Source organism: Pseudomonas fluorescens (assembly GCF_002022275.1).
GTDB lineage: Bacteria > Pseudomonadota > Gammaproteobacteria > Pseudomonadales > Pseudomonadaceae > Aquipseudomonas > Aquipseudomonas fluorescens_AJ.
The window spans coordinates 119,769-144,733 of the sequence record NZ_MSDF01000062.1; the positions used below are offsets into that span (position 1 = coordinate 119,769).

Sequence of the window (24,965 nt, forward strand, 5' to 3'; positions counted from 1 at the left end):
ATGTGGGAGCTGGCTTGCCCGCGATGAGGCCCCATCAGGCAGCTAATTTCCCACTGGCAATCGCCACCGAAGCTGCCACCATTGCCCGCAATAACACCGCACACCCGGCCGCCAGATCATCCGGCGCGGCATTTTCGATTTCGTTATGGCTGATGCCACCTTCACACGGCACAAAGATCATCCCCGCCGGGCCCAGCTCGGCGACGAAGATTGCGTCGTGCCCTGCCCCGCTCACAATGTCCATGTTCGACAAGCCCAACCCGTTCGCCGCATCGCGCACGGCGTCGACGCAGCCTTTGTCGAAGTACAGCGGCGGGAAATCCGCGGTGGGCTCCATCTCGAAACTCAAGCCATGTTTGGCACAGGTGTCGTCGATCACCTGGCGCACCTGGGCAATCATCGAATCTAGCCGGGCCGGTTCCAGATGACGGAAATCCAGGGTCATGCGCACTTCACCCGGAATGACGTTGCGTGAACCCGGATAGGCCTGCAAGCAGCCCACGGTGCCGCACGCATGAGGCTGATGACCGAGCGCCGCAGCATTTACGGCAGCAACGACCGCCGCTGCACCGACCAAGGCATCTTTACGCAGGTGCATCGGCGTCGGCCCCGCATGGGCTTCAACACCGCGCAGTTTCAGGTCGAACCACTTTTGCCCCAGCGCGCCCAAGACCACGCCGATGGTTTTTTTCTCGTCCTCAAGAATCGGACCTTGTTCGATGTGCGCTTCGAAGTAGGCGCCCACTTTATGGCCGCTCTCCGCGCGCGTCCCCGCGTAGCCAATGGCATTCAACGCATCGCCCACCGAGACGCCATCGGCATCCACCTTGGCCAGTGTTTCCGCCAGGGTAAATTTTTCGGCAAATACCCCAGAACCCATCATGCACGGCGGAAAACGCGAGCCCTCTTCGTTGGTCCACACCACCACTTCCAGCGGTGCTTCGGTTTCGACCTTCAGGTCGTTCAGGGTGCGCAACACTTCCACACCCGCCAGCACACCGAAGCAGCCGTCGAATTTGCCGCCAGTGGGCTGGGTGTCGATATGGCTACCGGTCATCACCGGTGGCAGGTCTGGATTACGCCCGGGACGGCGGGCGAAGATATTACCGATGCCGTCGACGGTGACGGTGCAACCGGCCTCCTCGCACCACTTCACAAACAGGTCACGGGCTTTGCGGTCGAGGTCGGTGAGGGCCAGGCGACACACCCCGCCCTTGGGCGTGGCGCCTAGTTTGGCCAGGTCCATGAGGGACTGCCACAGGCGGTCGCGGTTAATGTGCTGATGGGTGGATTGCAGAACGTCAAGGGCAGCGTTCATGGGGATCTCCTCAGGCTGGATTTCTTATAGTTAAACTGGCGCAACTCGGTCCAAATGTGGGAGCGGGCTTGCTCGCGAAGGCTGTGTGTCAGTCACCGAAACTGGTGCCTGCAAGACCGCATTCGCGAGCAAGCCCGCTCCCACAGTTGACTTGCATTTCAACTTTTCACCGCGACGGGCTTGGCTGCACGCTTGGCATTCAGCCCGTAATACAACACCCCACCCAACGCCGAGCCGGTAAACCAGCCATAGCTGTAGAACCAGCTGAACGCATCACTACCCAGCGACAGCAGCGTCAACACCACCGGCACGCCAAAGGCAATAAACCCGCTCCAGTTCCACGCCGGGTACACGTCATCGCGATACAAACCAGCCAGGTCAAGTTGCTGTTTGCGGGTGATGAAATAGTCCACCACCATGATCCCGGCAATCGGCCCCAACAGGCTTGAGTAGCCCAGCAGCCAGTTGGAATAAACGGTTTCCAGGCTCACGTCCGAGACGATCAGCCCAAGCTTTTTCAGCAGTTCATGGCCCATCAACACCAACCCCACCAGCCCGGTGAGGATCACTGCCGTGGTGCGGTTGATCAGCTTGGGGGCGATGTTCTGAAAGTCATTGGTCGGCGACACAATGTTCGCCGCTGTGTTGGTGGACAAGGTCGCGATGATGATCAGCGCCATGGCGATGGCCACCCACACCGGGCTCTGGATATGCCCGATCAGGGTCACCGGGTCGGACACGCTGACGCCCACCAGTTTCACCGACGCGGCGGTCATGATCACGCCGAGCGCGGCGAACAGGAACATGGTCAGCGGCAGCCCGAAAATCTGCCCGAGAATCTGGTCTTTCTGGCTTTTGGCGTAGCGGCTGAAGTCCGGAATATTCAGCGACAAGGTGGCCCAGAAGCCCACCATCGCGGTCAGCCCGGCCATGAAGTAACCGGTCAGGCTCGCACCTTCAGGGCGTTTGGGCGGGATCGCCATCAACTCGCTGATCGACACATTGGGCATCGCCCACACCAGCAGGCCAATCCCGACGGCTACCAGCAACGGTGCGGACAGGGTTTCCAGGCGCTTGATCGACTCGGCGCCGCGCAGCACCACCCACAAATTCAGGCACCAGAAAATCATGAAGCCGATCACTTCACCGGTGCCGCCGAGGGACTTCCAGCCGTCGAAAATCGAGCCGAGGAACAGGTGAATCGCCAGCCCTCCAAACATCGTCTGGATCCCGAACCAGCCGCACGCCACCAGCGCCCGAATGAGGCACGGCACGTTGGAACCGAGGATGCCGAACGACGAGCGCAGCAACACCGGAAACGGTATGCCGTACTTGGTGCCGGGGAAGGCGTTAAGGGTCAGTGGAATCAGCACCACGATGTTCGCCAGCAGGATCGCCATCAGCGCCTCGCCCACCGACAGCCCGAAGTACGCGGTGAGCACGCCGCCCAGGGTGTAGGTGGGCACGCAGATCGACATGCCGATCCACAGCGCGGTGATGTGCCATTTGTTCCAGGTTCGTTCGTGCACCTTGGTCGGTGCCATGTCGTGGTTGTAGCGAGGGCTGTCGAGGACGTCGGGGCCGGCGTCGAGTTCGTACAGGCCGTTGCGCTCAATGACTTGCGATCTGTTCTGTTGCATGGCCGCTCCACGGTTTTTTCGAATTATTTTTGCTCATCCAACGCGTTGCGCTGAATGGCCGGAGTACCTCGTAAACAACATGACATCACGGGCCCGGCCAGCCGCCACTGCACTCAATAACCGTGCCGACAACCTGACCCGAACCCATACCGCATAACTAACTTGCTGATGTTAATCAGCTTTCCCATTAAGCCTGCGGTACTTCTCACACGGCTCAGGCTAAACCTTGTGGAAGTTGCCCGAACTGTCAGGACTCAATCTGGTGCAACACAATTATTTTTATTTCCTGCCCCCGTCAAGAGGCACGTCTCAAGCGTCTGATTTGCAATAAGAAATGTTGCTCATCTTGAGAACCTGTCAAGTGCGTCAAAATGGTGAGCGACCGCTACATTTTGGTGATTATTAATTTTTATCTTTATTTATCAGTAATTTAAACACGATATAAGCTTATAAAAAATCTTCTTGCTCAATCCAAAAACTCGGGCTAGTTTCTATTCCTGTCACCGATGACAGGTTTTAACCCATCACCGGTTAGCAGCATTACAACACTTAGAACTGGCACAAGCCGGTCAAGCCTGTGAGGAACTCGACATGTCGCTGTTGATCCGTGGCGCCACCGTAATTACCCATGATGAAAGTTACCGCGCCGACGTTTTATGCGCAGGCGGTCTAATTCGCGCTATTGGCACGGATCTGGATGTTCCCGCCGGCACAGAAGTACTCGATGGCAGCGGCCAATACTTGATGCCCGGCGGCATCGACCCTCATACCCACATGCAACTGCCCTTCATGGGCACCGTGGCCAGCGAAGACTTTTTCAGCGGCACGGCAGCAGGTCTGGCGGGGGGCACCACGTCGATCATCGACTTCGTGATTCCCAACCCGCAACAATCCTTGATGGAAGCCTTTCACCAGTGGCGCGGCTGGGCGGAAAAATCCGCATCCGACTACGGTTTTCACGTGGCGATCACCTGGTGGAGCGAGCAGGTGCGTGAGGAAATGGCCGAGCTGGTCAGCCATCACGGCATCAACAGCTTCAAGCATTTCATGGCCTACAAGAACGCAATCATGGCCGCCGACGACACGTTGGTTGCCAGTTTCGAACGCTGCCTGGAACTGGGCGCGGTGCCCACGGTGCACGCGGAGAACGGCGAGCTGGTGTATCACCTGCAACGCAAGCTGATGGCCCAAGGCATCACCGGGCCGGAAGCGCACCCACTGTCGCGGCCGTCCCAAGTGGAAGGCGAAGCCGCCAGCCGCGCGATTCGGATCGCCGAGACCATTGGCACGCCGCTGTACCTGGTCCACGTTTCGACCAAGGAAGCCCTCGACGAAATCACCTATGCTCGGGCCAAAGGCCAACCGGTGTACGGCGAAGTGCTTGCCGGCCACCTGCTGCTGGATGACAGCGTGTACCGACACCCCGACTGGCAGACCGCCGCCGGCTACGTGATGAGCCCACCGTTTCGCCCGCGCGGGCATCAAGAGGCGCTGTGGCACGGCCTGCAATCGGGCAACCTGCACACCACCGCCACCGACCATTGCTGCTTCTGCGCCGAGCAAAAAGCGGCCGGGCGTGACGACTTCAGCAAGATCCCCAACGGCACCGCCGGGATCGAAGACCGCATGGCGCTGCTGTGGGATGAGGGCGTCAACACCGGGCGCCTGTCGATGCAGGAATTCGTCGCGCTGACCTCCACCAACACCGCAAAAATCTTCAACCTTTACCCACGCAAAGGCGCGATTCGTGTGGGTGCGGATGCCGACCTGGTGCTGTGGGACCCCGAGGGTACGCGAACCATTTCCGCCAAGACCCACCATCAGAAAGTCGACTTCAACATCTTCGAAGGCAAGACCGTGCGCGGTGTGCCGAGCCACACCATCAGCCAGGGCAAGCTGGTCTGGGCCGATGGCGACCTGCGCGCCGAACGCGGTGCAGGGCGGTATGTGGAGCGGCCGGCGTATCCGGCGGTGTTCGAACAGTTGGGCAAGCGGGCGGAGCATTCCAGGCCCACGGCTGTGAAACGCTGATACCGCCATCGCGGGCAAGCCCGGCTCCCACACTTGATCGGATACACACAGCTCAACTGTGGGAGCTGGCTTGCCTGCGATGAGGCCAGCACAGGCAACAAAAAATGCCCAGTTAGAGGCAACCCAAAAAAACCGTGAGGCCAACACCGTGATCCAGACCCTGACCCACCTCCCCCATCCCACCGAGGACGGGCCGACGCTCGCCAGCCATTTCACCGACCTGGCACCGCCGCTCAATGCCCGGCAGGCGCAACTGGAAGCCTCGCGCTGCCTGTATTGCTATGACGCGCCGTGCGTAAACGCGTGCCCCAGCGAAATCGACATCCCGTCGTTCATCCGCAATATCCACACCGAAAACGTACAAGGCGCTGCGCAGAAAATCCTTTCGGCCAACATCCTCGGCGGCAGCTGCGCCCGAGTCTGCCCTACCGAGATCCTCTGCCAGCAAGCCTGCGTGCGCAACAACGCCGAAGAATGCGCCCCGGTGCTGATCGGCCTGTTGCAACGCTACGCCATCGACAATGCGCACTTCAGTGAACACCCCTTCCAACGCGCCGCGCCCACCGGCAAGCGCATCGCCGTGGTCGGCGCCGGGCCGGCGGGTTTGTCCTGCGCGCACCGCAGCGCCTTGCACGGCCATGACGTGGTGATCTTCGAAGCCCGGGAAAAAGCCGGCGGCCTGAATGAATACGGGATCGCCAAGTACAAACTGGTGGATGATTTTGCCCAGAAGGAACTGGATTTCCTTCTGCAAATCGGCGGCATCGAAATTCGTCACGGCCAGCGTTTGGGCGACAACCTGACCCTGAGCGAACTGCACCAGCAATTCGATGCCGTGTTCCTCGGCCTGGGCCTCGCGGCCAGCAAACAGCTCGGCCTGCCCCACGAAGACGCACCCGGCTTGCTTGCCGCCACCGACTACATCCGCGAACTGCGCCAGGCCGATGACCTGAGCCAACTGCCCCTCGCCGACCGCTGCATCGTGCTCGGCGCGGGCAACACCGCCATCGACATGGCCGTGCAAATGGCCCGCCTCGGCGCGCGCGACGTGAACCTGGTCTATCGCCGTGGCTTGGCGGACATGGGCGCCACTCACCACGAACAAGACATAGCCAAGGCCAATCAGGTCCGCCTGCTGACCTGGGCCCAGCCCGAAGAAGTCTTGCTCGACGAACATGGCAACGTGCGCGGTATGCGTTTCCTGCGCACACGCATGGAAAACGGTCGCCTGCACCCCACCGGCGAAACCTTCGAACTGGCCGCCGACGCCATCTTCAAAGCCATCGGGCAAGGCTTCGACAACGAGGCCCTGCACGACCCGCTGGCCCAACAGCTGCACCGCGTAGGCGAGCGGATCTTCGTCGATGAACAGCTGCGCACCAGCATTCCCGGTGTGTATGCCGGCGGCGATTGCGTCAGCCTCGGCCAGGACCTCACCGTGCAAGCGGTGCAACACGGCAAGCTGGCCGCTGAAGCCATGCACGCCCAACTCATGCTGAACGTGGAGGCTGCGTAATGGCCGATCTCTCGATTGTATTTGCCGGTATCAAAGCCCCCAACCCGTTCTGGCTGGCCTCCGCGCCGCCGACCGACAAGGCCTACAACGTGGTCCGCGCCTTTGAAGCCGGCTGGGGCGGCGTGGTCTGGAAAACCCTCGGCGAAGACCCGGCAGCGGTCAACGTATCGTCGCGCTACTCGGCGCACTACGGCGCCAACCGTGACGTGCTGGGCATCAACAATATCGAGCTGATCACCGACCGCTCGCTGGAGATCAACCTGCGGGAAATCACTCAGGTGAAAAAGGATTGGCCGGACCGCGCGCTGATCGTGTCGCTGATGGTGCCGTGCGTTGAAGAATCCTGGAAAAACATCCTGCCGCTGGTGGAAGCCACCGGCTGCGATGGCATCGAGTTGAATTTCGGTTGCCCCCACGGCATGCCTGAGCGCGGCATGGGCGCGGCGGTCGGCCAAGTGCCGGAGTATGTGGAACAGGTGACGCGCTGGTGCAAGACCTACTGCTCGCTGCCGGTGATCGTCAAACTCACGCCGAACATCACCGACATCCGCGTGGCTGCGCGGGCCGCCTATCGCGGTGGCGCGGACGCGGTGTCGCTGATCAACACCATCAATTCCATCACCAGTGTGGACCTGGAGCGCATGGTCGCCCTGCCGATGGTGGGCACCCAAAGCACTCACGGTGGCTATTGCGGCTCGGCGGTCAAGCCGATTGCGCTGAACATGGTCGCCGAAATCGCCCGCGACCCACAGACCCAAGGCCTGCCGATCTGCGGCATTGGCGGCATCGGCAACTGGCGCGACGCAGCGGAATTCGTCGCGTTGGGCTGCGGCGCGGTGCAGGTGTGCACGGCGGCGATGCTGCATGGGTTTCGGATTGTGGAAGAGATGAAGGACGGGCTGTCGCGCTGGATGGACAGCCAAGGCTACAAAAGCTTGCAGGAATTTTCCGGCCGAGCCGTGGGCAATACCACGGACTGGAAGTACCTGGACATCAACTATCAGATAATTGCGAAGATTGATCAGGAGGCGTGCATTGGCTGTGGGCGTTGCCATATTGCGTGTGAGGACACGTCGCACCAGGCCATTGCCAGTTTGAAACAGGCAGACGGGACGCATGTGTACGAGGTGATCGATGATGAGTGCGTGGGATGCAATTTGTGCCAGATCACCTGCCCGGTGGCCGATTGTATCGAGATGGTGCCGATAGACACGGGCAAGCCGTTTTTGAACTGGACGCAGGACCCGAGGAATCCTTACCGGGAGGCGGTGTAGTTCTGTAGACCGCTATCGCAGGCAAGCCAGCTCCCACAGTTGATTTGTGAACACATTCAAATGTGGGAGCTGGCTTGCCTGCGATGAGGCCCTAAGCCTCACCCAAAAATCAGGGCTCCAACCCAATCCCGCGAAGAATCACCCCCGTCACCGTCTGAATCGCCTTCTCGAACTGCATGTCCGACAACGGCTGATGGTCATTCAAAATCTTCACCTGATGATCAAAGTCCGCATAGTGCTGGGTCGACGCCCAAATCATGTACAGCAGGCTCGACGGCTCCACCGGCAGGATGCGTTTGTCCTCCACCCACTGGCGAATTTTCGCTTCCTTCATCTTGGCCCAGTCGTACAGGCTTTCGTCCAGCGCCTCACCGAGGGTCGGCGCGCCGTGGATGATTTCATTCGCCCAGACTTTGGATCCATACGGCCGCGTGCGCGAGCGCTGCATCTTGGCGCGGATGTAGCTGCTGAGCACTACCCGCGGGTCATCGAAGGTTTCAAAGCTCAGGGCATCCTGCTTCCACACGTCCAGCAGGTCGAACAGTACCGCGCTGTACAGCTCGCTTTTGGTGGTGAAGTAGTAATGCAGGTTGGAACGCGGCAGCTGCACTTCTTGCGCGATGTCGGCCATGGCGGTGCTGCCGTAGCCCTTCTCGGCGAAGATTTTTTCCGCCGCCAGCAGGATTTTGTCGACGTTGGCCTGACGAATTCCGATCTTGTGATTGCCCATGGATACTGCAAGCTCACTCACTGTTTTGGATGCGCCATCACATCACGAACCGCCGCATTAGGCCACACGCCTTCACTTTTACCTTCAGCGTACCCGGCAGGTCGTCCGGACGCGCCGCAGCGATGCGCCGTTGATCGATGGATCGGGCTATGATCGGCGAATCTGAACCGGACCCCCTGACCTATGGCCGTTGACCTGCAAGCCCTCTACCCCAAACTGATCCACCTGATGCTGGACACGGTCTTCGTGGTCGACAGTGACAACCAGATCGTCTTTGTGAGCGATGCCTGTGAAGCGTTGCTCGGTTACCGCGCCGACGAGCTGACCGGCACCCTCATCACCGGCTACATGCACCCTGAGGACCTGGCGCGCACCCGGGCCTCGATAGTGCGGGTCATGAACGGCAAGCCCCACGTCGATTTTCGCAACCGTTATATCCGCAAGGATGGCGGCGTCGTACACATCCTGTGGGCGGCGTTCTGGTCCGAGGAGGTGGGGGCGCGGATCGGCGTGGCGAGGGACGTGACGGCCCTCACACAGGCCGAGGAAGAGTTACGCTTCCTCGCCCATCACGACCCGCTGACGGCGCTCACCAACCGTTCACTGTTCAATGAGGGCCTGGACGCGGCCCTGCAGGCAGCGCAGCGTCAGAACAGCACCTTTGCCCTGCTGTTTCTGGACGCCAATGACTTCAAGGGCATCAACGACGTGCATGGCCATGCGGTGGGTGATCGAGTGCTCTGCGTGATTGCCCGGCGGCTGGAGCGCTGTGTGCGTGAGGGTGACCTGGTGGCGCGGATGGGTGGCGATGAGTTCACGGTGCTGCTGACCGACATCCAGTCGCAGGAGGCCGTTGGCGCAAAAGTGGCGCAGATACTCGCGGTCATGGCAGAACCGCTGGGTGCCGGGTTTGACGGGGTCAAGATGCCGTCCTGCAGCATCGGCGTGGCGTTTTACCCGGCAGACGGTGAAGACGCCGACACGCTGCTCAGCCATGCAGACGGGGCGATGTACCAGACCAAACGGCGCAGGTTTGCCGTTGAGTGATCAACCGCAAACGGGGCCAAGTGAAACTTCTTGCGCGAGCCTTCCCCATGGAAAATGGATTGGTTAGGATCGCCGTCACCTTGCTGCACATGGCTCTACCGCCCCCCTTAACCTTGAGGTATTGAACAATGCTGATCAAGAAAACCCTGACCACCGTCGCCCTGCTCGCTTCCCTGCTCGGCGCCTCGGCGGCGTTTGCCCACGCCCACCTGAAAAGCTCGACCCCTGCGGCCGACAGCACCGTCGCCGCCCCCGCCGACTTGCGCCTGACCTTCAGCGAAGGCGTCGAGGCCACCTTCACCAAAGTGTCACTGAGCAAAGACGGCACCGAAATCGCAATCAAAGGCCTTGAAACCCCGGACGCCGACAAAAAAGTGCTGGTAGTCACCCCCGCTGCGCCACTGGCCGCCGGTAACTACAAGGTGGTGTGGAACGCCGTGTCGGTCGACACCCACAAGAGCAATGGCGAATACACCTTCAAGGTCGGCCAATAACCCATGGCGACCCTGCTGGTGCTGTGCCGCTTCCTGCATTTCATCGTCGTGCTGCTGATGTTCGGGGCCTGCGTGTTCAGGCCTCTGTTGCTCGGCACTGAACTGCAACCGGCGCTGGACCGGCACCTGCTGCGCATCACCCGTGGCCTGGCCTGGGTCGGGCTCGGCTCCGGCGTGGCGTGGCTGCTGTTGATCACCGCCAGCATGGCGGGCAGTTGGGACGCGGCGCTGCAACCGGCGACCGTGCAGTTGGTACTGGGCAAAACCTTCTTTGGCCAAGTGTGGGTCTGGCATCTGGTGCTGAACCTGTTGCTGGTCATCGTACTGATCAAACCCTGGCCGGCCCTGCGCTTGCCGTTGGCTGCATTGCTACTGGCCACACTCGCGCCGGTGGGGCATGGCGCGATGCTCAACGGGTTGAGCGGGCAACTGTTGATTCTCAACCAAGTGGTGCATCTGGTGTGCGTCGGCGCCTGGCTGGGCGGGCTGTTGTTGCTGGTGTTGATCCTGCGCGAACCGGCGCGGTATGCGCTGGAGCCAATTCTGCGGCGTTTCAGCGGCGTCGGTTATGGCCTGGTGGTTGGGTTATTGGTGACCGGGTTGATCAACGTGCGTGTGCTCACCGGGCAGCTGTGGCCCACGCCGCTGTTTGATGGTTTTGCGTTGATTCTGTTGATCAAGGTGCTGCTGGTGCTCGGCATGTTGGCGTTGGCGCTGTTGAACCGGTTGCGCATTGATCACTGCGAAGAGCGCCGGGGCAGTTTGAAGGCCAGCGTGATGCTGGAATGGTTACTGGGTGTGTCCGCAGTGGCGGCTGTTTCGCTGCTTGGCACCCTGCCGCGGATGGTCATGGCCAACTAAAATTCCCCGGTTTAAACACGCTCAACTGTGGGAGCTGGCTTGCCTGCGATGGCATCGCCTCGGTCTATCTGCAGGACCGAGTTGCCAGCATCGCAGGCAAGCCAGCTCCCACATTGACCGTGCGCGCTTTTGACTAATGACGAACGAGTCATCGTATAACTTCTGCTTGACACCCCGCCAAAACCCCGCAAATATCCGCGCAATGTTGTACGACGACGTACGACAAATAATAAAAACAACAAACGAAAGGGAGCTTCACTGTGAGTCAATTCGCCCGCAATTCGTCCTCGCGTCTCGGTCTTATCGGCCTCGGCAGCCTGGCGTTCACCCTTCCCCTCAGCGCTCAGGCCGACGGGTTTCTCGAAGACGCCACCGCCACGCTCAACCTGCGCAACGCCTACTTCAACCGCAACTTCACCGACCCGACCTACCCCCAGGCCAAGGCTGAAGAGTGGACGCAGAACTTCATTCTCGACGCCAAGTCCGGCTTCACCCGGGGCACCGTGGGTTTCGGGCTGGATGTGTTGGGGCTGTATTCGCAAAAGCTGGATGGCGGCAAGGGCACCGGCGGCACGCAATTGTTACCGATCCACAGCGACGGCCGCCCTGCCGACAACTTTGGACGCCTGGGCGTGGCACTCAAAACAAAGCTGTCGCAGACCGAATTGAAGGTCGGCGAGTGGATGCCCGTGCTGCCGATCCTGCGCTCCGACGATGGTCGCTCGCTGCCGCAGACCTTCCGTGGCGGCCAGGTAACCTCGAAGGAAATCGACGGTTTGACGCTGTACGGCGGCCAGTTCCGGGGCAACAGCCCGCGCAACGACGCGAGCATGGAAGACATGTTCATGAACGGCAAAGCTGCGTTCACCTCCGACCGTTTCAACTTCGGCGGCGGCGAATACACCTTCAACGACAAGCGCACCCAGGTCGGCGTGTGGTACGCCGAGTTGAGCGACATCTACCAGCAAAAGTATTTCAACCTGACCCACAGCCAACCGGTCGGCGACTGGACCCTGGGCGCCAACCTCGGTTACTTCATCGGCAAGGAAGACGGCAGCGCACTGGCCGGCGACCTCGACAACAAGACCGCCTTCGCCCTGCTCTCGGCCAAATACAAGGGCAACGCCTTCTACGTGGGCCTGCAAAAGCTTACCGGCGACAGCGTGTGGATGAAGGTCAACGGCACCAGTGGCGGCACCCTGGCCAACGACAGCTACAACGCCAGCTACGACAACGCCAAGGAAAAATCCTGGCAAGTGCGCCATGACTTCAACTTTGTGGTGCTGGGGATTCCGGGGCTGACCATGATGAACCGCTATATCAGCGGCAATAACGTGCACACCGGGGCGATCACCGACGGCAAGGAATGGGGCCGCGAGTCGGAACTGGCCTACACCGTGCAGAGCGGCACGCTGAAGGATTTGAATGTGCGCTGGCGCAACGCGACCATGCGTCGGGACTTCAGCAATAACCAATTTGATGAGAACCGGATTTTTATCAGCTACCCGATTTCGTTGTTGTAACTCGATCAATGTGGGAGCTGTCCGGGATTTAGCTTGTGTGGGAGCTGGCTTGCCTGCGATGCAAGCACCTCGGTATGCCAGTCACACTGCGGTGATGCCATCGCAGGCAAGCCAGCTCCCACACAAGCCCCACATTTGACCCCATTAGTCAGGACGGGCGTTGACAACCTGGGGAATCACTAACGATACTTCCACCAAGTCATACGACAACCTACAACAACAATGGAACCCCCATGACCACGACCACCTCCACGCCTGTTCCATTCAACCGCCTGCTGCTCACCGGTGCCGCCGGCGGCCTCGGCAAAGTCCTGCGCGAACGGCTGCGCCCTTATGCCCAGGTGCTGCGCCTGTCGGACATTGCCGATATGGCACCGGCTGCTGATGAATCCGAAGAAGTGCAAGCGTGCGACCTCGCCGACAAACAAGCCGTGCACCACCTGGTGGAAGGCGTCGACGCCATCCTGCATTTCGGCGGCGTGTCCGTTGAGCGCTCTTTCGAAGAAGTCCTTGGCGCCAACATCAGCGGCATTTTCCATATCTACGAAGCCGCGCGCCGCCATGGCGTAAAACGCGTGATCTTTGCCAGTTCCAACCACGTGATCGGCTTCTACAAGCAGGGCGAAACCATCGACGCCCACTCCCCTCGCCGCCCGGACAGCTACTACGGCCTGTCCAAGTCCTACGGCGAAGACATGGCCAGCTTCTACTTCGACCGTTACGGCATCGAGACCGTGAGCATCCGCATCGGCTCTTCGTTTCCGGAACCGCAAAACCGCCGAATGATGCACACCTGGCTGAGCTTCGATGACCTGACCCAACTGCTCGAACGCGCGCTGTACACCCCGAACGTCGGCCACACCGTGGTCTACGGCATGTCGGATAACCTCGACACCTGGTGGGACAACCGCTACGCCGCGCACTTGGGCTTTGCCCCCAAAGACAACTCCGAAGTGTTCCGCGCCCAGGTCGAAACCCAGCCGCCGGTGGCCGCTGATGACCCGGCCAAGGTCTATCAGGGTGGCGCATTTTGCGCAGCCGGTCCGTTCGGTGACTAAGCGCACACCAACCCCCGCCCATCAACCCAAAGGAATGAGTGGTCATGACGGCAGAATTGATCGTTGACGCCCGCAATGCCGTGGGCGAATGCCCGGTGTGGGTGCCCGAGGAAAACGCGCTGTACTGGGTGGACATTCCCAACGGCGGCCTGCAACGCTGGAGCGCCGCCACCGGGCATATCGCCGCCTGGAAAGCTCCGCAGATGCTCGCCTGCATTGCCCGCACCGACGCGGGCAACTGGGTCGCGGGCATGGAAACGGGGTTTTTCCAGCTTACCCCGCACAATGACGGCAGCCTCGACACCACGCCGTTGGCCGGCGTCGAGCACCCCCGTACGGACATGCGCTTGAACGATGGTCGCTGCGATCGCCAGGGCCGTTTCTGGGCCGGCAGCATGGTTTTGAACATGGGCCTGAACGCGGCCGAGGGCACGCTTTACCGCTACGCCTCAGGGTCGGCGCCCCACGCGGCACTCGGCGGGTTTATCACCCTCAACGGCCTGGCCTTCAGCCCCGACGGGCGCACGATGTATGCCTCGGATTCGCACCCTTTGGTGCAGCAGATCTGGGCCTTCGACTACGACATCGACACCGGCACGCCGACCAATCGCCGCGTATTTGTAGACATGCACCACTTCCTCGGCCGCCCCGACGGCGCGGCGGTGGACGCCGACGGCTGCTACTGGATCTGCGCCAACGACGCTGGCTTGATTCACCGCTTTACCCCCGACGGACGCCTCGACCGCTCCCTCACCGTCCCGGTGAAAAAACCCACCATGTGCGCCTTCGGCGGCAGCCGCCTGGACACGCTGTTCGTCACCTCGATTCGCGACGACAACAGTGAACAGTCGCTGTCCGGCGGCGTATTCGCCCTCAACCCCGGCGTACAAGGACTGGCCGAACCCCGCTTCACGCTCTAAAGCTGCATCGCTGTGCCTTGAATACAACAATAAAAAGACAGGAGAGACCCCCCATGGACTTCAAACGCACCTTGCTGGCCGCTGCATTTTTCACCCTCTGCGGCGCCGCTCACGCGCTGGAAATCAAATTCGCCGACATCCACCCCGCCGGCTACCCCACCGTCGTCGCTGAAGAAAACATGGGCAAAGCCCTGACCAAGGAAAGCAATGGCGAGCTGACCTTCAAGTACTTTCCGGGCGGTGTGCTCGGGTCGGAAAAAGAAGTAGTCGAACAAGCCCAGGTCGGCGCGATCCAGATGACCCGCGTCAGCCTCGGCATCGTCGGGCCCGTGGTGCCGGATGTGAACGTGTTCAACTTGCCCTTCGTGTTCCGTGACCAGGCGCACATGCGCAAAGTCATCGACGGCGAAATCGGCGACGAGATCCTCGCGAAAATCACCGACTCCGAGTTCGGCCTGGTAGCGCTGGGCTGGATGGATGGCGGCACGCGCAACCTCTACACCAAAAAACCGGTGCGCAAGATCGAAGACCTCAAGGGCATGAAGATTCGCGTGCAAGGCAACCCGCTGTTCATTGAAGCCTTCAATGAAATGGGCGCCAACGGCATCGCGATGGACACCGGCGAGATCTTCAGCGCCCTGCAGACCGGTGTGATCGACGGCGCGGAAAACAACCCGCCGACCCTGCTCGAACACAACCACTTCCAGAACGCCAAGTTCTACACCCTCACCGAACACCTGATTCTGCCCGAGCCCATCGTGATGTCGAAAATCACCTGGAACAAGCTCACCCCTGCGCAGCAAGTCATGGTGAAAAACGCCGCCAAGGCCGCCCAGGCGGACGAGCGCGTGCTGTGGGACGCCAAGTCGGCAAGCAGTGAAACCAAGCTCAAGGCCGCCGGCGTCGAGTTCATCACCGTCGACAAAAAACCCTTCTATGACGCGACGGCGCCCGTTCGCGCGAAATACGGTGCGGCCTACGCCGACATCATCAAGCGCATCGACGCCGTCGAGTAATCACCCTCTCTTTTAGCTAGGCCCGGCGCGGTCGGCATCGACGCGCCCGGTTACGGTGAACGCCATGAAGAATTTAGTGCTGCGCATCAACGACCGCATTTACATGACCTGCATCTGGGTCGCCGGCCTCTCGGTTTTGGGAGTCGCGCTGATCATCCCCTGGGGCATCTTCGCCCGCTACATCCTCGGCACCGGCTCAAGCTGGCCGGAGCCCACCGCCATTCTGTTGATGCTGGTGTTTACCTTTATCGGCGCAGCGGCCAGTTACCGCGCCGGGGCGCACATGTCGGTGGCGATGATCACCGACCGCCTGCCCGCCCAACAGCGGCGTCTAGTCGGCATTTTTTCCCAACTGCTGATGGCGACCATTTGCCTGTTCATGACGATCTGGGGCAGCAAGCTGTGCCTGTCCACCTGGAACCAGTTCATGAGCGCCATCCCCACCCTGCGCGTGGGCATCACCTATATGCCGATCCCGATTGGCGGGCTGCTGACGCTGATCTTTGTGCTGGAAAAACTCCTGCTGGGTGACCAGAGCAACCGGCGCGTGGTGCGCTTCGACCTGGTAGAAGAAAGCGAAGGGGCTGCCTGATATGGACGCATTGATTCTGTTGGGCAGCTTTATCGCCCTGATCCTGATCGGCATGCCGGTGGCCTACGCCCTCGGGTTGTCGGCGCTGATTGGCGCGTGGTGGATCGACATTCCGTTTCAGGCCCTGATGATTCAGGTAGCAGGCGGCGTGAACAAGTTTTCGCTGATGGCGATTCCGTTCTTCGTGCTGGCTGGCGCGATCATGGCCGAGGGCGGCATGTCGCGGCGGCTGGTGGCGTTTGCCGGGGTGCTGGTGGGCTTTGTGCGCGGCGGCTTGTCGTTGGTCAACATCATGGCCTCGACGTTTTTCGGCGCAATTTCCGGCTCGTCGGTTGCGGACACCGCTTCGGTCGGCTCGGTGCTGATCCCGGAAATGGAACGCCGCGGCTATCCCCGTGAATTCGCCACGGCGGTGACCATCAGCGGCTCGGTGCAGGCATTGTTGACGCCCCCCAGCCATAACTCGGTGCTCTACTCGCTGGCGGCCGGCGGCACGGTGTCCATCGCCTCGCTGTTCATGGCCGGCGTGGTCCCGGGCTTGCTGATGAGCGCGTGCCTGATGGTGCTGTGCCTGATCTTCGCGAAGAAACGCGACTACCCCAAGGGCGAAGTCATCCCGCTCAAGCAAGCGCTGAAAATCTGCGCCGACGCATTGTGGGGCCTGATGGCCATGGTGATCATCCTGGGCGGCATTCTCTCGGGCATCTTCACCGCCACCGAGTCCGCCGCGATTGCCGTGCTGTGGGCGTTCTTCGTGACCATGTTCATCTACCGCGACTACAAATGGAGCGAGCTGCCCAAGCTGATGCACCGCACGGTGCGCACCATTTCCATCGTAATGATCCTGATCGCCTTCGCTGCCAGCTTCGGCTACATCATGACGCTGATGCAGATCCCGGCGAAGATCACCACGATGTTCCTCACCCTCTCGGACAACCGTTACGTGATTCTGATGTGCATCAACGCCATGCTGTTGTTGCTCGGCACGGTGATGGACATGGCGCCGCTGATTTTGATCCTCACGCCGATTCTATTGCCGGTGGTGCTGGGCATCGGTGTAGACCCGGTGCACTTCGGCATGATCATGCTGGTGAACCTGGGGATTGGCCTGATCACCCCGCCGGTGGGCGCGGTGCTGTTTGTGGGCGCGGCGGTGGGCAAGGTCAGCATCGAGAAAACCGTGAAGGCGCTGCTGCCGTTTTATGGGGTGTTGTTTCTGGTGCTGATGGCGGTGACCTACATTCCTGCGCTGTCGCTGTGGCTGCCGGGTGTGGTGTTGTAATCACCATTATCAAGAACAAATGAGATCAACTGTGGGAGCTGGCTTGCCTGCGATAGCGGTGTATCAGCCACTGGTGCATCAACTGATAGATTGCTATCGCAGGCAAGCCAGCTCCCACATTGAACCTCTGTGTTTGTTCTATTGCATACGGCAGGACACCATGCCTTCTGACTTCATCGAACTCAATGATCAACTCACCCGCCTCACCCTGGCGCCAGCCACGGGCGGCAGCATCGTCAACTGGACGGTCATCGCCACCGGCCAGCCGCTGTTACGCCATAGCGATGAACAGGCCGTGAACACCGGTTTGCCGGGCAAGCTCGGCTGTTATCCGCTGGCGCCGTGGTCCAACCGGGTTGCCGAAGGCGGGTTTGACAACCCTGACGGTTGGCTACCATTGACACCCAATAGCCTTACGGACCCGCTGCCCATTCATGGTTCGGCGTGGCAGCAGGTATGGCAGGTGGTCAGCCATTCAGCCGATGAAGTGCTGCTGGCGGTTGAGTGTGATACGCCGTTCGCCTATCGCGCCGAGCAGCGCTTCAAGTTGAGTGACGGGGCGTTGAGCATCACCCTGCGCGTGACACATCTGGCAGAAAAAGCTGCATGGCACGGGTTAGGGTTACACCCGTATTTGCCGCGCCGGCCGGGTACCCGATTGCAGGCGAAGGCCTCGCAGGTGTGGCTGAGTGATGCCTCGAAGCTGCCCACCGGCCTGGCGCCGATACCGGCGGACTGGGACTTCCAACAGCTCAAAAGCCTGCCGGACAGGCTGGTGGACAATGGCTTTTGCGCGTGGGACGGGCATTGCCGGATTGAACAGCCGGAGCTGGGGTATGCGCTGGAATGCCAGGCCAGCGGCGCGGATTACTTCCTGCTGTTCTGCCCGCCCGAGTTCGAGTTCTTTTGCATCGAGCCGGTGAGTCATCCGGTGAATGCCCACCATTTGCCAGGGCGCCCAGGGCTGAAGCTGTTAGAACAAGGCCAGTCGACCCAGCTGGAATTCAGCCTGAAATACAGTCCAACTGTGGGAGCTGGCTTGCCTGCGATGGCGATGCACCATTAAAAGATGCATCAACTGACCGGCCGCTATCGCAGGCAAGCCAGCTCCCACAATTGACCGAGTCTATTCAGGGCGGGCTGTTTTTAAGGCGCCCCGCCGTGTCGATACTCACCACCACCGACAACCCCGGCCGCAGGCGATCGCTCTCGGCCTGATCCGGGTCCACCGTGATCCTCACCGGCACACGCTGGGCGATCTTCACGAAGTTGCCGGTGGCATTGTCCGCCTGCAACAGGCTGAACTCCGACCCGGTCGCCGGGGAGATATGCTGCACCGTGCCGTGAAACTTGCGGTGGTTTAGCGCATCCACGGTGAAGGTCACCGGCTGGCCGACCTGCACATTGTCCATCTGGGTTTCTTTCATGTTCGCGATCACCCATAGCTGGTGCGGCACCAGCGCCATCAACTGCGCGCCGGAATTGACGTAGGCGCCCAGGCGCACGCCAATCTGCCCCAGCTGGCCGTCACGCGGCGCGGTGATGCGGGTGTTGGACAGGTCAATCCGCGCCAGCTCAACGGCCGCATCGGCGCTTGCGACGGAGGCTTCCAGCGAACCGCGATTGACGATCACCGTCTGCAAGTCCTGCCGCGCAATTTCCAGGCTGGCCTGGGCCTGCGCCACTGCCGCGATGGTCTGCGCATTCGCGGCGCGGGTCACGTCCAGCTCGCGTTTGGACACTGAGCCGTCGCTGATCAGTTCTTCGTTGCGGCGCAAGTCGGCGGTGCTCTTGCGTGCCTGAGCCTCGCTGTCCGCCAACGCCGCCTGGCGCAATTTGATCGTGGCCTCGGCACTGTTGCGTTGCTGCACCACATTGGCCAACCCGGCCTTCTGCACGGCCAGTTGCGCCAGCGCCTGGTCGAGGCGCTGCTTGTAAATGCGGTCGTCCAGGCGCACCAGCAAATCGCCGGCCTTTACGTACTGGAAGTCCTGCACCGGCACTTCAAACACATAACCGCTGAGCTGCGGGCCGATAATCGTCACCTGCCCGCGTACCAAGGCGTTTTCGGTGGTTTCCACCGCACTGCTGAACGGTGGCAATTGCCAGGCATACAACACGATCAGCACGCCGACGATGGCAATCGCGGCAAAGCCCAGCGAGGAGATAATGCGCACCCGCAACGAGCGTGGCTCAGTCACGGTTGACCCTGCGGGTGTTGTGCCTTCAGGGGTGGAGGCAACGGCATTGGTGGTGGTGGTCGTTTCAGTCATTGAGTTACGCCGCTGGGTTGAACGGGAGGGGCTGCTGCTTTGGTGGTGCTCATCAGCCACAGGCTGCGGATAAAGATCCAGATCATGGTCAGGATCGCGATGATCGCGATCAGCATGAAGACATCGTTGTAAGCCATCACGTTCGCCTCACGGGTCGCCGCCGTGGCCAGGCTGCGGATGCCCATCAGGTTGCGCAACTCCGGGTCGGCAATGATGCCGCCGTAGGCCGAGCCGCCGCTCTGCACGCGCGCGGCCACACGCGGGTCGAGCAGGGTCAGGTGCTCGACGATCATGCTCGAATGGTATTTCTCGCGCACGATCTGAAAAGTGCCGAGCAAGGCCGCGCCGATCAGCCCGCCAAGGTTCTGGCAAATCCCGAACATCACCGAGAAACTCACCAGGTTGCGCGGGTTGGTCAGCACGTTTTTGGTGCCCAGCACCATGGTCGGCCCGAGGAAGAAAGTGCCGCCAAAGCCTAGCAGGAACTGGCTGATATACAGGTTTTGCGGGCGGGTCAGGTTGCTCGAAAAACTGTCCATCACCGAACCGGTCGCCATCAGTGCCAGAGAGATGATCAACGGCATCAGCAAATGCGCCGGGTTGATCGTCAGCGCACTGACCGCAAGCCCGGCAATCGCCCCGGCCAGCATCACCACGTACAGGGTGTGCATCTGCTGGTAACTCATGTTCAGCATCTGCATGAACCCCACGGCGCCGGTGGATTGCTCCGACAGCACCATGCGAATCAACACCACCGCCAGCGCCAGCCGAATCATCACTCCGCTGCCGAGCCAGCGTGTCATCAGCATCGGGTTGGCGCGGTTATGTTCGATGGCCAGGCCGGCCATGATCAGCATCAGAGAACAGGCTGACGCCACACCGATCCACGGCGCTTCCAGCCACCAATCGATGCGCCCCAGGGACAGCACCGCGCACAGCAATGCGACACCGGTGGCGAGAATGGCGAAGGTGAGAAAGTCGAGTTTTTCAAAGGTTTTGAAACGATCGCCCGGCGGCAGCTTGAGCATGAACACGCAGCCCAGACAGATCAGCGCCATGCCCAGTTCGAACAAGTACAGCCCGCGCCACTCGGCGATTTGCAGCAAGTCTTCGGAGAACAGCCGGGCCAAGGGTAAAGCAAGCTGCGCCGTGCCCAACCCCAGCACCAGCGCCTTCAAGCGCCACTTGGCGGGGAATGCCTGGATCATGTAATACAGGCCCAGCGAACTCAGCGCTGCACCGACCATGCCGTGGGCCGCGCGTACCGCAATCGCTGAGCTGAGGTCGTTGACGAATAAATGGCCGAAGGTCACCAGTGCATACAGCACCAGAAACACCTCGGTAAACGCCCGCAGGCCGAACTGCTGGCGAAACTTCACCAGCAGCAGGTTCATGCAGACGTTGGTCATCACATAGGCGGCGGGCAGCCAGGCCATTTCGGCGGTGGTCGCACCGAGTGCACCTTGCAAGTATTGCAGGTTGGCGATAACCAGCGCGTTGCCCAGGCCCCCGGTGATCGCCACCAGTACACCCACCAGCGCAAACAGCCAGCGCTTGGGCGTGGAATGCAGCGGCGTCGACGGCGAGCCGGGCAGGCTCGGTCGCTCGTGGGGCTGCCAGGTGTGGGGGGTGTATTTATCCATTGCATGACCTTGGTGAGCCGACGTGCAAGGTCGGTGGAGCGCTTTCTACTGGGAGTAGTAAACCTGAGCGGCGTTCATATTGCCAAGTCTAAGGCGGCCACGGTGAAAAGTGTGGGAGCTGGCTTGCCTGCGATGGCGGTGGGTCAGTCACACCGCCATCGCAGGCAAGCCAGCTCCCACAGTTGAACTGTATTTCAAGTCAGGATCAGAGCGCGGCCTTGATCAGCATGCCGGCAGCCACCACCACACACAGGCTGGCAAAGCCCACTTGCAGGGTTCGCGCCTTGATCACCGAACACAGCCTGCGCCCAACCAACATGCCGACAATGCTTGCGCCAATAAACACCCAGCCCATGGGCTCGATGCTGACGCCGGCATGAAACGCGCCGGCCACGCCGATCAGCGAGATCAGGCTGATCACCATCAACGAGGTGGCGACGATGCCGCGCATCTGCACGTCGGTGAGCTGTTTGAACGCCGGCACGATCAGAAAGCCGCCACCCACACCCAGCAAGCCCGACACTGCACCCGTAATCGCGCCCAACGCAGCCAGGGTCGCGCTGCATTTGGCCGTCCAGGCCAGACGCCCGGTTTGCTGGTTGAGCATGCAATTTTTCTGGCCCCAGGACGCAGTGCCGTGATCACTCGGCCCGGCCTCCACCTTTTCGCGCTGCAACATGCGCCAAGCCACCAGCACCATCAAGGCGCTGAACAGGCCCATCAGCAGTTTCTCCTGCAATTGGTGGGCGAAATACACCCCCAGCGGCGAGAACAAGGCGCCGAGCAAGGCGATCAGCAACGCCGCGCGATATCGCACCAGGCCATGGCGCAAACCGTCGATTGCCCCCACCGCCGCCGCCGCGCCCACCGCGAGCAAAGACACCGGCGCGGCCTGGGTCATGCTCAACCCCAGCCCCAGCACCAGCGCCGGCACCCCGAGGATGCCGCCGCCCGCGCCGGTCAGGCCCATGACCAGGCCCATCAATAATCCCAACAGACTTGCCAGCAGCATTTAATCCACCTTGCTCAGGCGGGTCAGCCACTCGCGGCCCTTGAGCATGCCGTTCCAGTAGAACCACGGCAGCAGCGTGGCCTTGAGGAACCACATCGAACGTCGCGCTTTGGTCGGGTCAAGGGGAAAGGTTGGCAGCAACTTCCCACCGTAGCCGAACTCGGCCAGCACCACCTTGCCCTTCTCCACCGTCAGCGGGCAGGAGCCGTAGCCGTCGTATTTGAGCGGCAGCGGCGCCTGTTTGCGCAGGGCCAGCAGGTTTTCGGCGACCACCACGATTTGCTTGCGCACCGCCGCAGCGGTCTTCGCATTGGTGGTGCCGCACACATCGCCCAGCCCAAAAATGTGCGGGTAACGCAGGTGTTGCAGGCTCTGCGGATTCACTTCGCACCAGCCAGCGGCGTCGGCCAGCGGGCTTTGGCGGATGAAATCCGGGGCGACTTGCGGCGGGACCACGTGCAGCAGGTCGAACGTTTTTTCTTCTACTGCGACGTTGCCCTGGGCGTCCTTCACCTCAAACCACGCCTTGCGCGCCGGGCCGTCGACCTTGACCAGGTTGGAATTGAACGCCAGGTGCGCGTTGTACTTCTCGACGTATTTCATCAACGGCGGCACAAAGGTCGGCACGCCGAACAGTGCGGCGCCAGCCAGGTTGAACTCAACATTGATGTTTTTCAGATCACCCTGCTTGAGCCAGTGATCGCAGGACAGGTACATCGCCTTTTGCGGCGCGCCCGCGCATTTGATCGGCATGGCGGGCTGGGTAAAGATCGCCTTGCCGCCCTTGAGTTGCTGCACCAGTTGCCAGGTGTAGGCCGCGTGCTGATAGCTGTAGTTGGAGGTGACGCCGTGCTGGCCGAGGGTGTCTTGCAGGCCTTCGACCTTCTCCCAGGCCAGGCGCAGTCCGGGGCACACGATGAGGTTTTGCCAGCTGACACGCTGGCCGCTGTCGAGCACCAGCGTCTGTTCGTCGGGCAGCAACTCGCTGACGGCGGCTTGCACCCAGGTCACGCCATTGGGCAGCACATCGGCCAGCGGGCGGCGGGTCTTTTTCAGGTCGTAGGCACCGCCTCCGACCAGGGTCCAGGCTGGCTGGTAATAATGAAATTCGTTGGGTTCGATCAGGATGATGTTGAGGTGGGCGTCGCGCTTGAGCAGGCTGGCCAGCAGGCCAATGCCTGCCGAGCCGCCGCCGATGACTACGATATCGCCACTGATGGTCGGTCCACAGTGTTGCTCATTCATGGTCAGTCGCCTTTCTTATCGTGCACACAAGGGTCGCTGCCGGATGGCGTCACGCCCAGCTTTTAATGACCGCGCCGCAGTACAGCCCGGACAGTGTTTTCATCACTTGAATCACTTCGTGGCTGGCCAGCCCGTAGAAAATGTATTTGCCTTCCCGACGGGTGGCGACCAACCCTTCGTCACGCAGGATGCCCAACTGTTGAGACAGGGTGGGCTGGCGTACGCCGGTCATGGTTTCGAGCTCGCCGACGTTGCGCTCGCCCTGGGTCAGCTGGCACAGAATCAACAAACGGTCTTCATTGGCCAGCGCCTTGAGCAAGGAACAGGCCTTGGACGCCGATGCGCGCAACTGGGCAACTTCGCCTTCACTCAGAGTAGATTCCATTTGCCTCGGGTCCTTTATGTCACTTAAGCTCAAAACATTATGTGTAAACGTAAACTGATTGTAACCACTTTTTTCTTCATCGGGGACAGCCGCCATGCCAGCGTTGATTCAAGCTTTTCTGGACGAGGCATCGTCGACCTACACCTACGTCATCTATGAACACGATGGCGGGCCGTGCGCCATTGTCGATTCGGTGCTCAATTACGACCCGGCTTCCGGGCGTACCGATACGGCCGGCGCGGATAACGTCATCGCGTTTGTGCACGAGCGCGGTTTGCAGGTGCAGTGGCTGCTGGAAACCCACGCCCACGCGGATCACCTGTCTGCGGCGCCCTATTTGCGCCGTGCGTTGGGCGGCAAGATTGCGATTGGTCAGTCGATCAGCAAGGTGCAGGGGGTGTTCAAGAAACTGTTTAACCTGGAGCCGGAGTTTTGCGTGGATGGCTCGCAGTTTGATCACCTGTTTGCGCCGGATGAGGTCTTTCATATTGGCAACTTGAAGGCCCAGGCGCTGCATGTGCCTGGCCACACCCCTGCCGACATGGCCTACCTGATCGATGGCCGGTTGATTCTGGTGGGTGACACGTTGTTCATGCCTGACGTGGGCACTGCCCGTTGCGATTTCCCCGGCGGCGATGCGCGGCAATTGTATGCGTCGATGCGCAAACTGTTGGCGTTCCCGTTGGAAACCGAGCTGTATGTGTGCCACGACTACCCACCCGAAGGCCGCGAGGCCAAATGCCTGACCACCGTGGCGGAGCAACGGGCGGGGAATATTCATGTGCATGACGGGGTGGATGAGGCGGCGTTCGTCGAGATGCGCACGACGCGGGATGCGGGGCTGGGAATGCCGACGTTGCTGCTGCCGGCGATTCAGGTGAATGTGCGGGCGGGGCATATGCCACCGGCGGAAGAGAATGGTGTTGTCTACCTCAAGATCCCACTAAACCAACTTTGAAATGCCCAGACCAACTCTGAATGCTGGACTCTGTGGGAGCTGGCTTGCCTGCGATAGCTGTGCATCAGTAACAAATGTGCCAGCTGACCCACCGCCATCGCAGGCAAGCCAGCTCCCACATTTGAATAGGGTTGATTCAGGTGGATA

The 24,965-nt window shown here is 60.9% G+C and carries 22 protein-coding genes; 14 read left to right on the forward strand and 8 right to left on the reverse strand.

Annotated elements, in window-relative coordinates:
* Positions 1 to 34: 34 nt before the first annotated feature.
* Positions 35 to 1,318, reverse strand: coding sequence for a Zn-dependent hydrolase (locus BFW87_RS30780; protein WP_078743468.1), 1,284 nt, complete (start codon positions 1,316 to 1,318; stop codon positions 35 to 37).
* Positions 1,319 to 1,476: 158 nt separating this feature from the next.
* On the reverse strand, positions 1,477 to 2,958 hold the full coding sequence (locus BFW87_RS30785; protein WP_078743469.1) for an NCS1 family nucleobase:cation symporter-1: 1,482 nt from the start codon (positions 2,956 to 2,958) through the stop codon (positions 1,477 to 1,479).
* Positions 2,959 to 3,549: 591 nt separating this feature from the next.
* Between BFW87_RS30785 and hydA the strand changes: the two genes are divergently transcribed.
* From hydA to preA, 3 genes are all read left to right on the forward strand, one after another.
* Positions 3,550 to 4,989 carry a dihydropyrimidinase gene (gene hydA, locus BFW87_RS30790; RefSeq protein ID WP_078743470.1) on the forward strand — a complete coding sequence of 480 codons (1,440 nt, stop codon included), beginning with the start codon at positions 3,550 to 3,552 and terminating at the stop codon, positions 4,987 to 4,989.
* Positions 4,990 to 5,137: 148 nt separating this feature from the next.
* On the forward strand, positions 5,138 to 6,505 hold the full coding sequence (locus tag BFW87_RS30795) for an NAD(P)-dependent oxidoreductase (protein WP_078743522.1): 1,368 nt from the start codon (positions 5,138 to 5,140) through the stop codon (positions 6,503 to 6,505).
* Entirely contained in the window at positions 6,505 to 7,779 is a 1,275-nt protein-coding gene (preA, locus tag BFW87_RS30800; RefSeq protein ID WP_078743471.1) for an NAD-dependent dihydropyrimidine dehydrogenase subunit PreA, read from the forward strand. Before BFW87_RS30795 ends, preA begins: the two co-directional genes overlap by 1 nt.
* A 109-nt stretch (positions 7,780 to 7,888) precedes the next feature.
* On the opposite strand, the gene BFW87_RS30805 is transcribed toward preA, so the two are convergent.
* Positions 7,889 to 8,509, reverse strand: coding sequence for a TetR/AcrR family transcriptional regulator (locus tag BFW87_RS30805; RefSeq protein ID WP_078743472.1), 621 nt, complete (start codon positions 8,507 to 8,509; stop codon positions 7,889 to 7,891).
* 183 nt (positions 8,510 to 8,692) lie between these two features.
* On the opposite strand from BFW87_RS30805, the gene BFW87_RS30810 reads away from it, so the two are divergent.
* From BFW87_RS30810 to BFW87_RS30855, 10 genes are all read left to right on the forward strand, one after another.
* Positions 8,693 to 9,556 carry a sensor domain-containing diguanylate cyclase gene (locus BFW87_RS30810; protein WP_078743473.1) on the forward strand — a complete coding sequence of 288 codons (864 nt, stop codon included), beginning with the start codon at positions 8,693 to 8,695 and terminating at the stop codon, positions 9,554 to 9,556.
* Between the two features lie 128 nt (positions 9,557 to 9,684).
* Positions 9,685 to 10,050: a copper homeostasis periplasmic binding protein CopC gene (copC, locus tag BFW87_RS30815; protein WP_078743474.1), complete on the forward strand. Its 366-nt coding sequence runs from the start codon at positions 9,685 to 9,687 to the stop codon at positions 10,048 to 10,050.
* 3 nt (positions 10,051 to 10,053) lie between these two features.
* Positions 10,054 to 10,911 carry a copper homeostasis membrane protein CopD gene (copD, locus tag BFW87_RS30820; protein WP_078743475.1) on the forward strand — a complete coding sequence of 286 codons (858 nt, stop codon included), beginning with the start codon at positions 10,054 to 10,056 and terminating at the stop codon, positions 10,909 to 10,911.
* A 260-nt stretch (positions 10,912 to 11,171) separates the two neighbouring features.
* The gene (locus BFW87_RS30825; protein WP_078743476.1) at positions 11,172 to 12,434 is read left to right on the forward strand and encodes an OprD family porin; all 1,263 of its coding nucleotides are present in this window, start codon (positions 11,172 to 11,174) and stop codon (positions 12,432 to 12,434) included.
* 233 nt (positions 12,435 to 12,667) lie between these two features.
* Positions 12,668 to 13,492 carry an NAD-dependent epimerase/dehydratase family protein gene (locus BFW87_RS30830; RefSeq protein ID WP_078743477.1) on the forward strand — a complete coding sequence of 275 codons (825 nt, stop codon included), beginning with the start codon at positions 12,668 to 12,670 and terminating at the stop codon, positions 13,490 to 13,492.
* A gap of 44 nt (positions 13,493 to 13,536) precedes the next feature.
* Positions 13,537 to 14,412 carry an SMP-30/gluconolactonase/LRE family protein gene (locus tag BFW87_RS30835; RefSeq protein WP_078743478.1) on the forward strand — a complete coding sequence of 292 codons (876 nt, stop codon included), beginning with the start codon at positions 13,537 to 13,539 and terminating at the stop codon, positions 14,410 to 14,412.
* 53 nt (positions 14,413 to 14,465) lie between these two features.
* Positions 14,466 to 15,428: a TRAP transporter substrate-binding protein gene (locus BFW87_RS30840; RefSeq protein ID WP_078743479.1), complete on the forward strand. Its 963-nt coding sequence runs from the start codon at positions 14,466 to 14,468 to the stop codon at positions 15,426 to 15,428.
* 64 nt (positions 15,429 to 15,492) lie between these two features.
* The gene (locus BFW87_RS30845; RefSeq protein WP_078743480.1) at positions 15,493 to 16,020 is read left to right on the forward strand and encodes a TRAP transporter small permease; all 528 of its coding nucleotides are present in this window, start codon (positions 15,493 to 15,495) and stop codon (positions 16,018 to 16,020) included.
* A 1-nt stretch (position 16,021) separates the two neighbouring features.
* Positions 16,022 to 17,302, forward strand: a complete 1,281-nt coding sequence (locus BFW87_RS30850; protein ID WP_078743481.1) for a TRAP transporter large permease — start codon at positions 16,022 to 16,024, stop codon at positions 17,300 to 17,302.
* A gap of 160 nt (positions 17,303 to 17,462) precedes the next feature.
* A complete protein-coding gene (locus tag BFW87_RS30855; protein ID WP_078743482.1) occupies positions 17,463 to 18,368 on the forward strand; it encodes an aldose 1-epimerase in 906 nt (301 codons plus the stop codon).
* 64 nt (positions 18,369 to 18,432) lie between these two features.
* Here the strand turns inward: BFW87_RS30855 and BFW87_RS30860 are convergent, their stop codons facing one another.
* The 5 genes from BFW87_RS30860 to BFW87_RS30880 all read right to left on the reverse strand — a co-directional run bounded on the left by BFW87_RS30860 (position 18,433) and on the right by BFW87_RS30880 (position 23,860).
* Positions 18,433 to 19,575, reverse strand: a complete 1,143-nt coding sequence (locus BFW87_RS30860) for an HlyD family secretion protein (protein WP_078743483.1) — start codon at positions 19,573 to 19,575, stop codon at positions 18,433 to 18,435.
* Positions 19,572 to 21,218, reverse strand: a complete 1,647-nt coding sequence (locus BFW87_RS30865) for an MFS transporter (RefSeq protein ID WP_078743484.1) — start codon at positions 21,216 to 21,218, stop codon at positions 19,572 to 19,574. Before BFW87_RS30865 ends, BFW87_RS30860 begins: the two co-directional genes overlap by 4 nt.
* Before the next feature lie 205 nt (positions 21,219 to 21,423).
* A complete protein-coding gene (locus BFW87_RS30870) occupies positions 21,424 to 22,230 on the reverse strand; it encodes a sulfite exporter TauE/SafE family protein (protein ID WP_078743485.1) in 807 nt (268 codons plus the stop codon).
* On the reverse strand, positions 22,231 to 23,475 hold the full coding sequence (locus tag BFW87_RS30875) for an FAD/NAD(P)-binding oxidoreductase (RefSeq protein WP_078743486.1): 1,245 nt from the start codon (positions 23,473 to 23,475) through the stop codon (positions 22,231 to 22,233).
* 49 nt (positions 23,476 to 23,524) lie between these two features.
* The gene (locus BFW87_RS30880) at positions 23,525 to 23,860 is read right to left on the reverse strand and encodes an ArsR/SmtB family transcription factor (protein WP_017136253.1); all 336 of its coding nucleotides are present in this window, start codon (positions 23,858 to 23,860) and stop codon (positions 23,525 to 23,527) included.
* 94 nt (positions 23,861 to 23,954) lie between these two features.
* Between BFW87_RS30880 and BFW87_RS30885 the strand changes: the two genes are divergently transcribed.
* Positions 23,955 to 24,818, forward strand: coding sequence for an MBL fold metallo-hydrolase (locus BFW87_RS30885; RefSeq protein ID WP_078743487.1), 864 nt, complete (start codon positions 23,955 to 23,957; stop codon positions 24,816 to 24,818).
* The last annotated feature ends 147 nt before the right edge of the window (positions 24,819 to 24,965 follow it).

Excerpts from the sequence above, each read along its gene's own strand:
- BFW87_RS30780 (WP_078743468.1), bottom strand. The coding sequence starts at position 1,318 with ATGAACGCTGCCCTTGACGTTCTGCAATCCACCCATCAGCACATTAAC.
- BFW87_RS30785 (WP_078743469.1), bottom strand. The coding sequence starts at position 2,958 with ATGCAACAGAACAGATCGCAAGTCATTGAGCGCAACGGCCTGTACGAA.
- hydA (WP_078743470.1), top strand. The coding sequence starts at position 3,550 with ATGTCGCTGTTGATCCGTGGCGCCACCGTAATTACCCATGATGAAAGT.
- preA (WP_078743471.1), top strand. The coding sequence starts at position 6,505 with ATGGCCGATCTCTCGATTGTATTTGCCGGTATCAAAGCCCCCAACCCG.
- BFW87_RS30805 (WP_078743472.1), bottom strand. The coding sequence starts at position 8,509 with ATGGGCAATCACAAGATCGGAATTCGTCAGGCCAACGTCGACAAAATC.
- BFW87_RS30810 (WP_078743473.1), top strand. The coding sequence starts at position 8,693 with ATGGCCGTTGACCTGCAAGCCCTCTACCCCAAACTGATCCACCTGATG.
- copC (WP_078743474.1), top strand. The coding sequence starts at position 9,685 with ATGCTGATCAAGAAAACCCTGACCACCGTCGCCCTGCTCGCTTCCCTG.
- copD (WP_078743475.1), top strand. The coding sequence starts at position 10,054 with ATGGCGACCCTGCTGGTGCTGTGCCGCTTCCTGCATTTCATCGTCGTG.
- BFW87_RS30830 (WP_078743477.1), top strand. The coding sequence starts at position 12,668 with ATGACCACGACCACCTCCACGCCTGTTCCATTCAACCGCCTGCTGCTC.
- BFW87_RS30835 (WP_078743478.1), top strand. The coding sequence starts at position 13,537 with ATGACGGCAGAATTGATCGTTGACGCCCGCAATGCCGTGGGCGAATGC.
- BFW87_RS30840 (WP_078743479.1), top strand. The coding sequence starts at position 14,466 with ATGGACTTCAAACGCACCTTGCTGGCCGCTGCATTTTTCACCCTCTGC.
- BFW87_RS30845 (WP_078743480.1), top strand. The coding sequence starts at position 15,493 with ATGAAGAATTTAGTGCTGCGCATCAACGACCGCATTTACATGACCTGC.
- BFW87_RS30850 (WP_078743481.1), top strand. The coding sequence starts at position 16,022 with ATGGACGCATTGATTCTGTTGGGCAGCTTTATCGCCCTGATCCTGATC.
- BFW87_RS30855 (WP_078743482.1), top strand. The coding sequence starts at position 17,463 with ATGCCTTCTGACTTCATCGAACTCAATGATCAACTCACCCGCCTCACC.
- BFW87_RS30860 (WP_078743483.1), bottom strand. The coding sequence starts at position 19,575 with ATGACTGAAACGACCACCACCACCAATGCCGTTGCCTCCACCCCTGAA.
- BFW87_RS30865 (WP_078743484.1), bottom strand. The coding sequence starts at position 21,218 with ATGGATAAATACACCCCCCACACCTGGCAGCCCCACGAGCGACCGAGC.
- BFW87_RS30870 (WP_078743485.1), bottom strand. The coding sequence starts at position 22,230 with ATGCTGCTGGCAAGTCTGTTGGGATTATTGATGGGCCTGGTCATGGGC.
- BFW87_RS30875 (WP_078743486.1), bottom strand. The coding sequence starts at position 23,475 with ATGAATGAGCAACACTGTGGACCGACCATCAGTGGCGATATCGTAGTC.
- BFW87_RS30880 (WP_017136253.1), bottom strand. The coding sequence starts at position 23,860 with ATGGAATCTACTCTGAGTGAAGGCGAAGTTGCCCAGTTGCGCGCATCG.
- BFW87_RS30885 (WP_078743487.1), top strand. The coding sequence starts at position 23,955 with ATGCCAGCGTTGATTCAAGCTTTTCTGGACGAGGCATCGTCGACCTAC.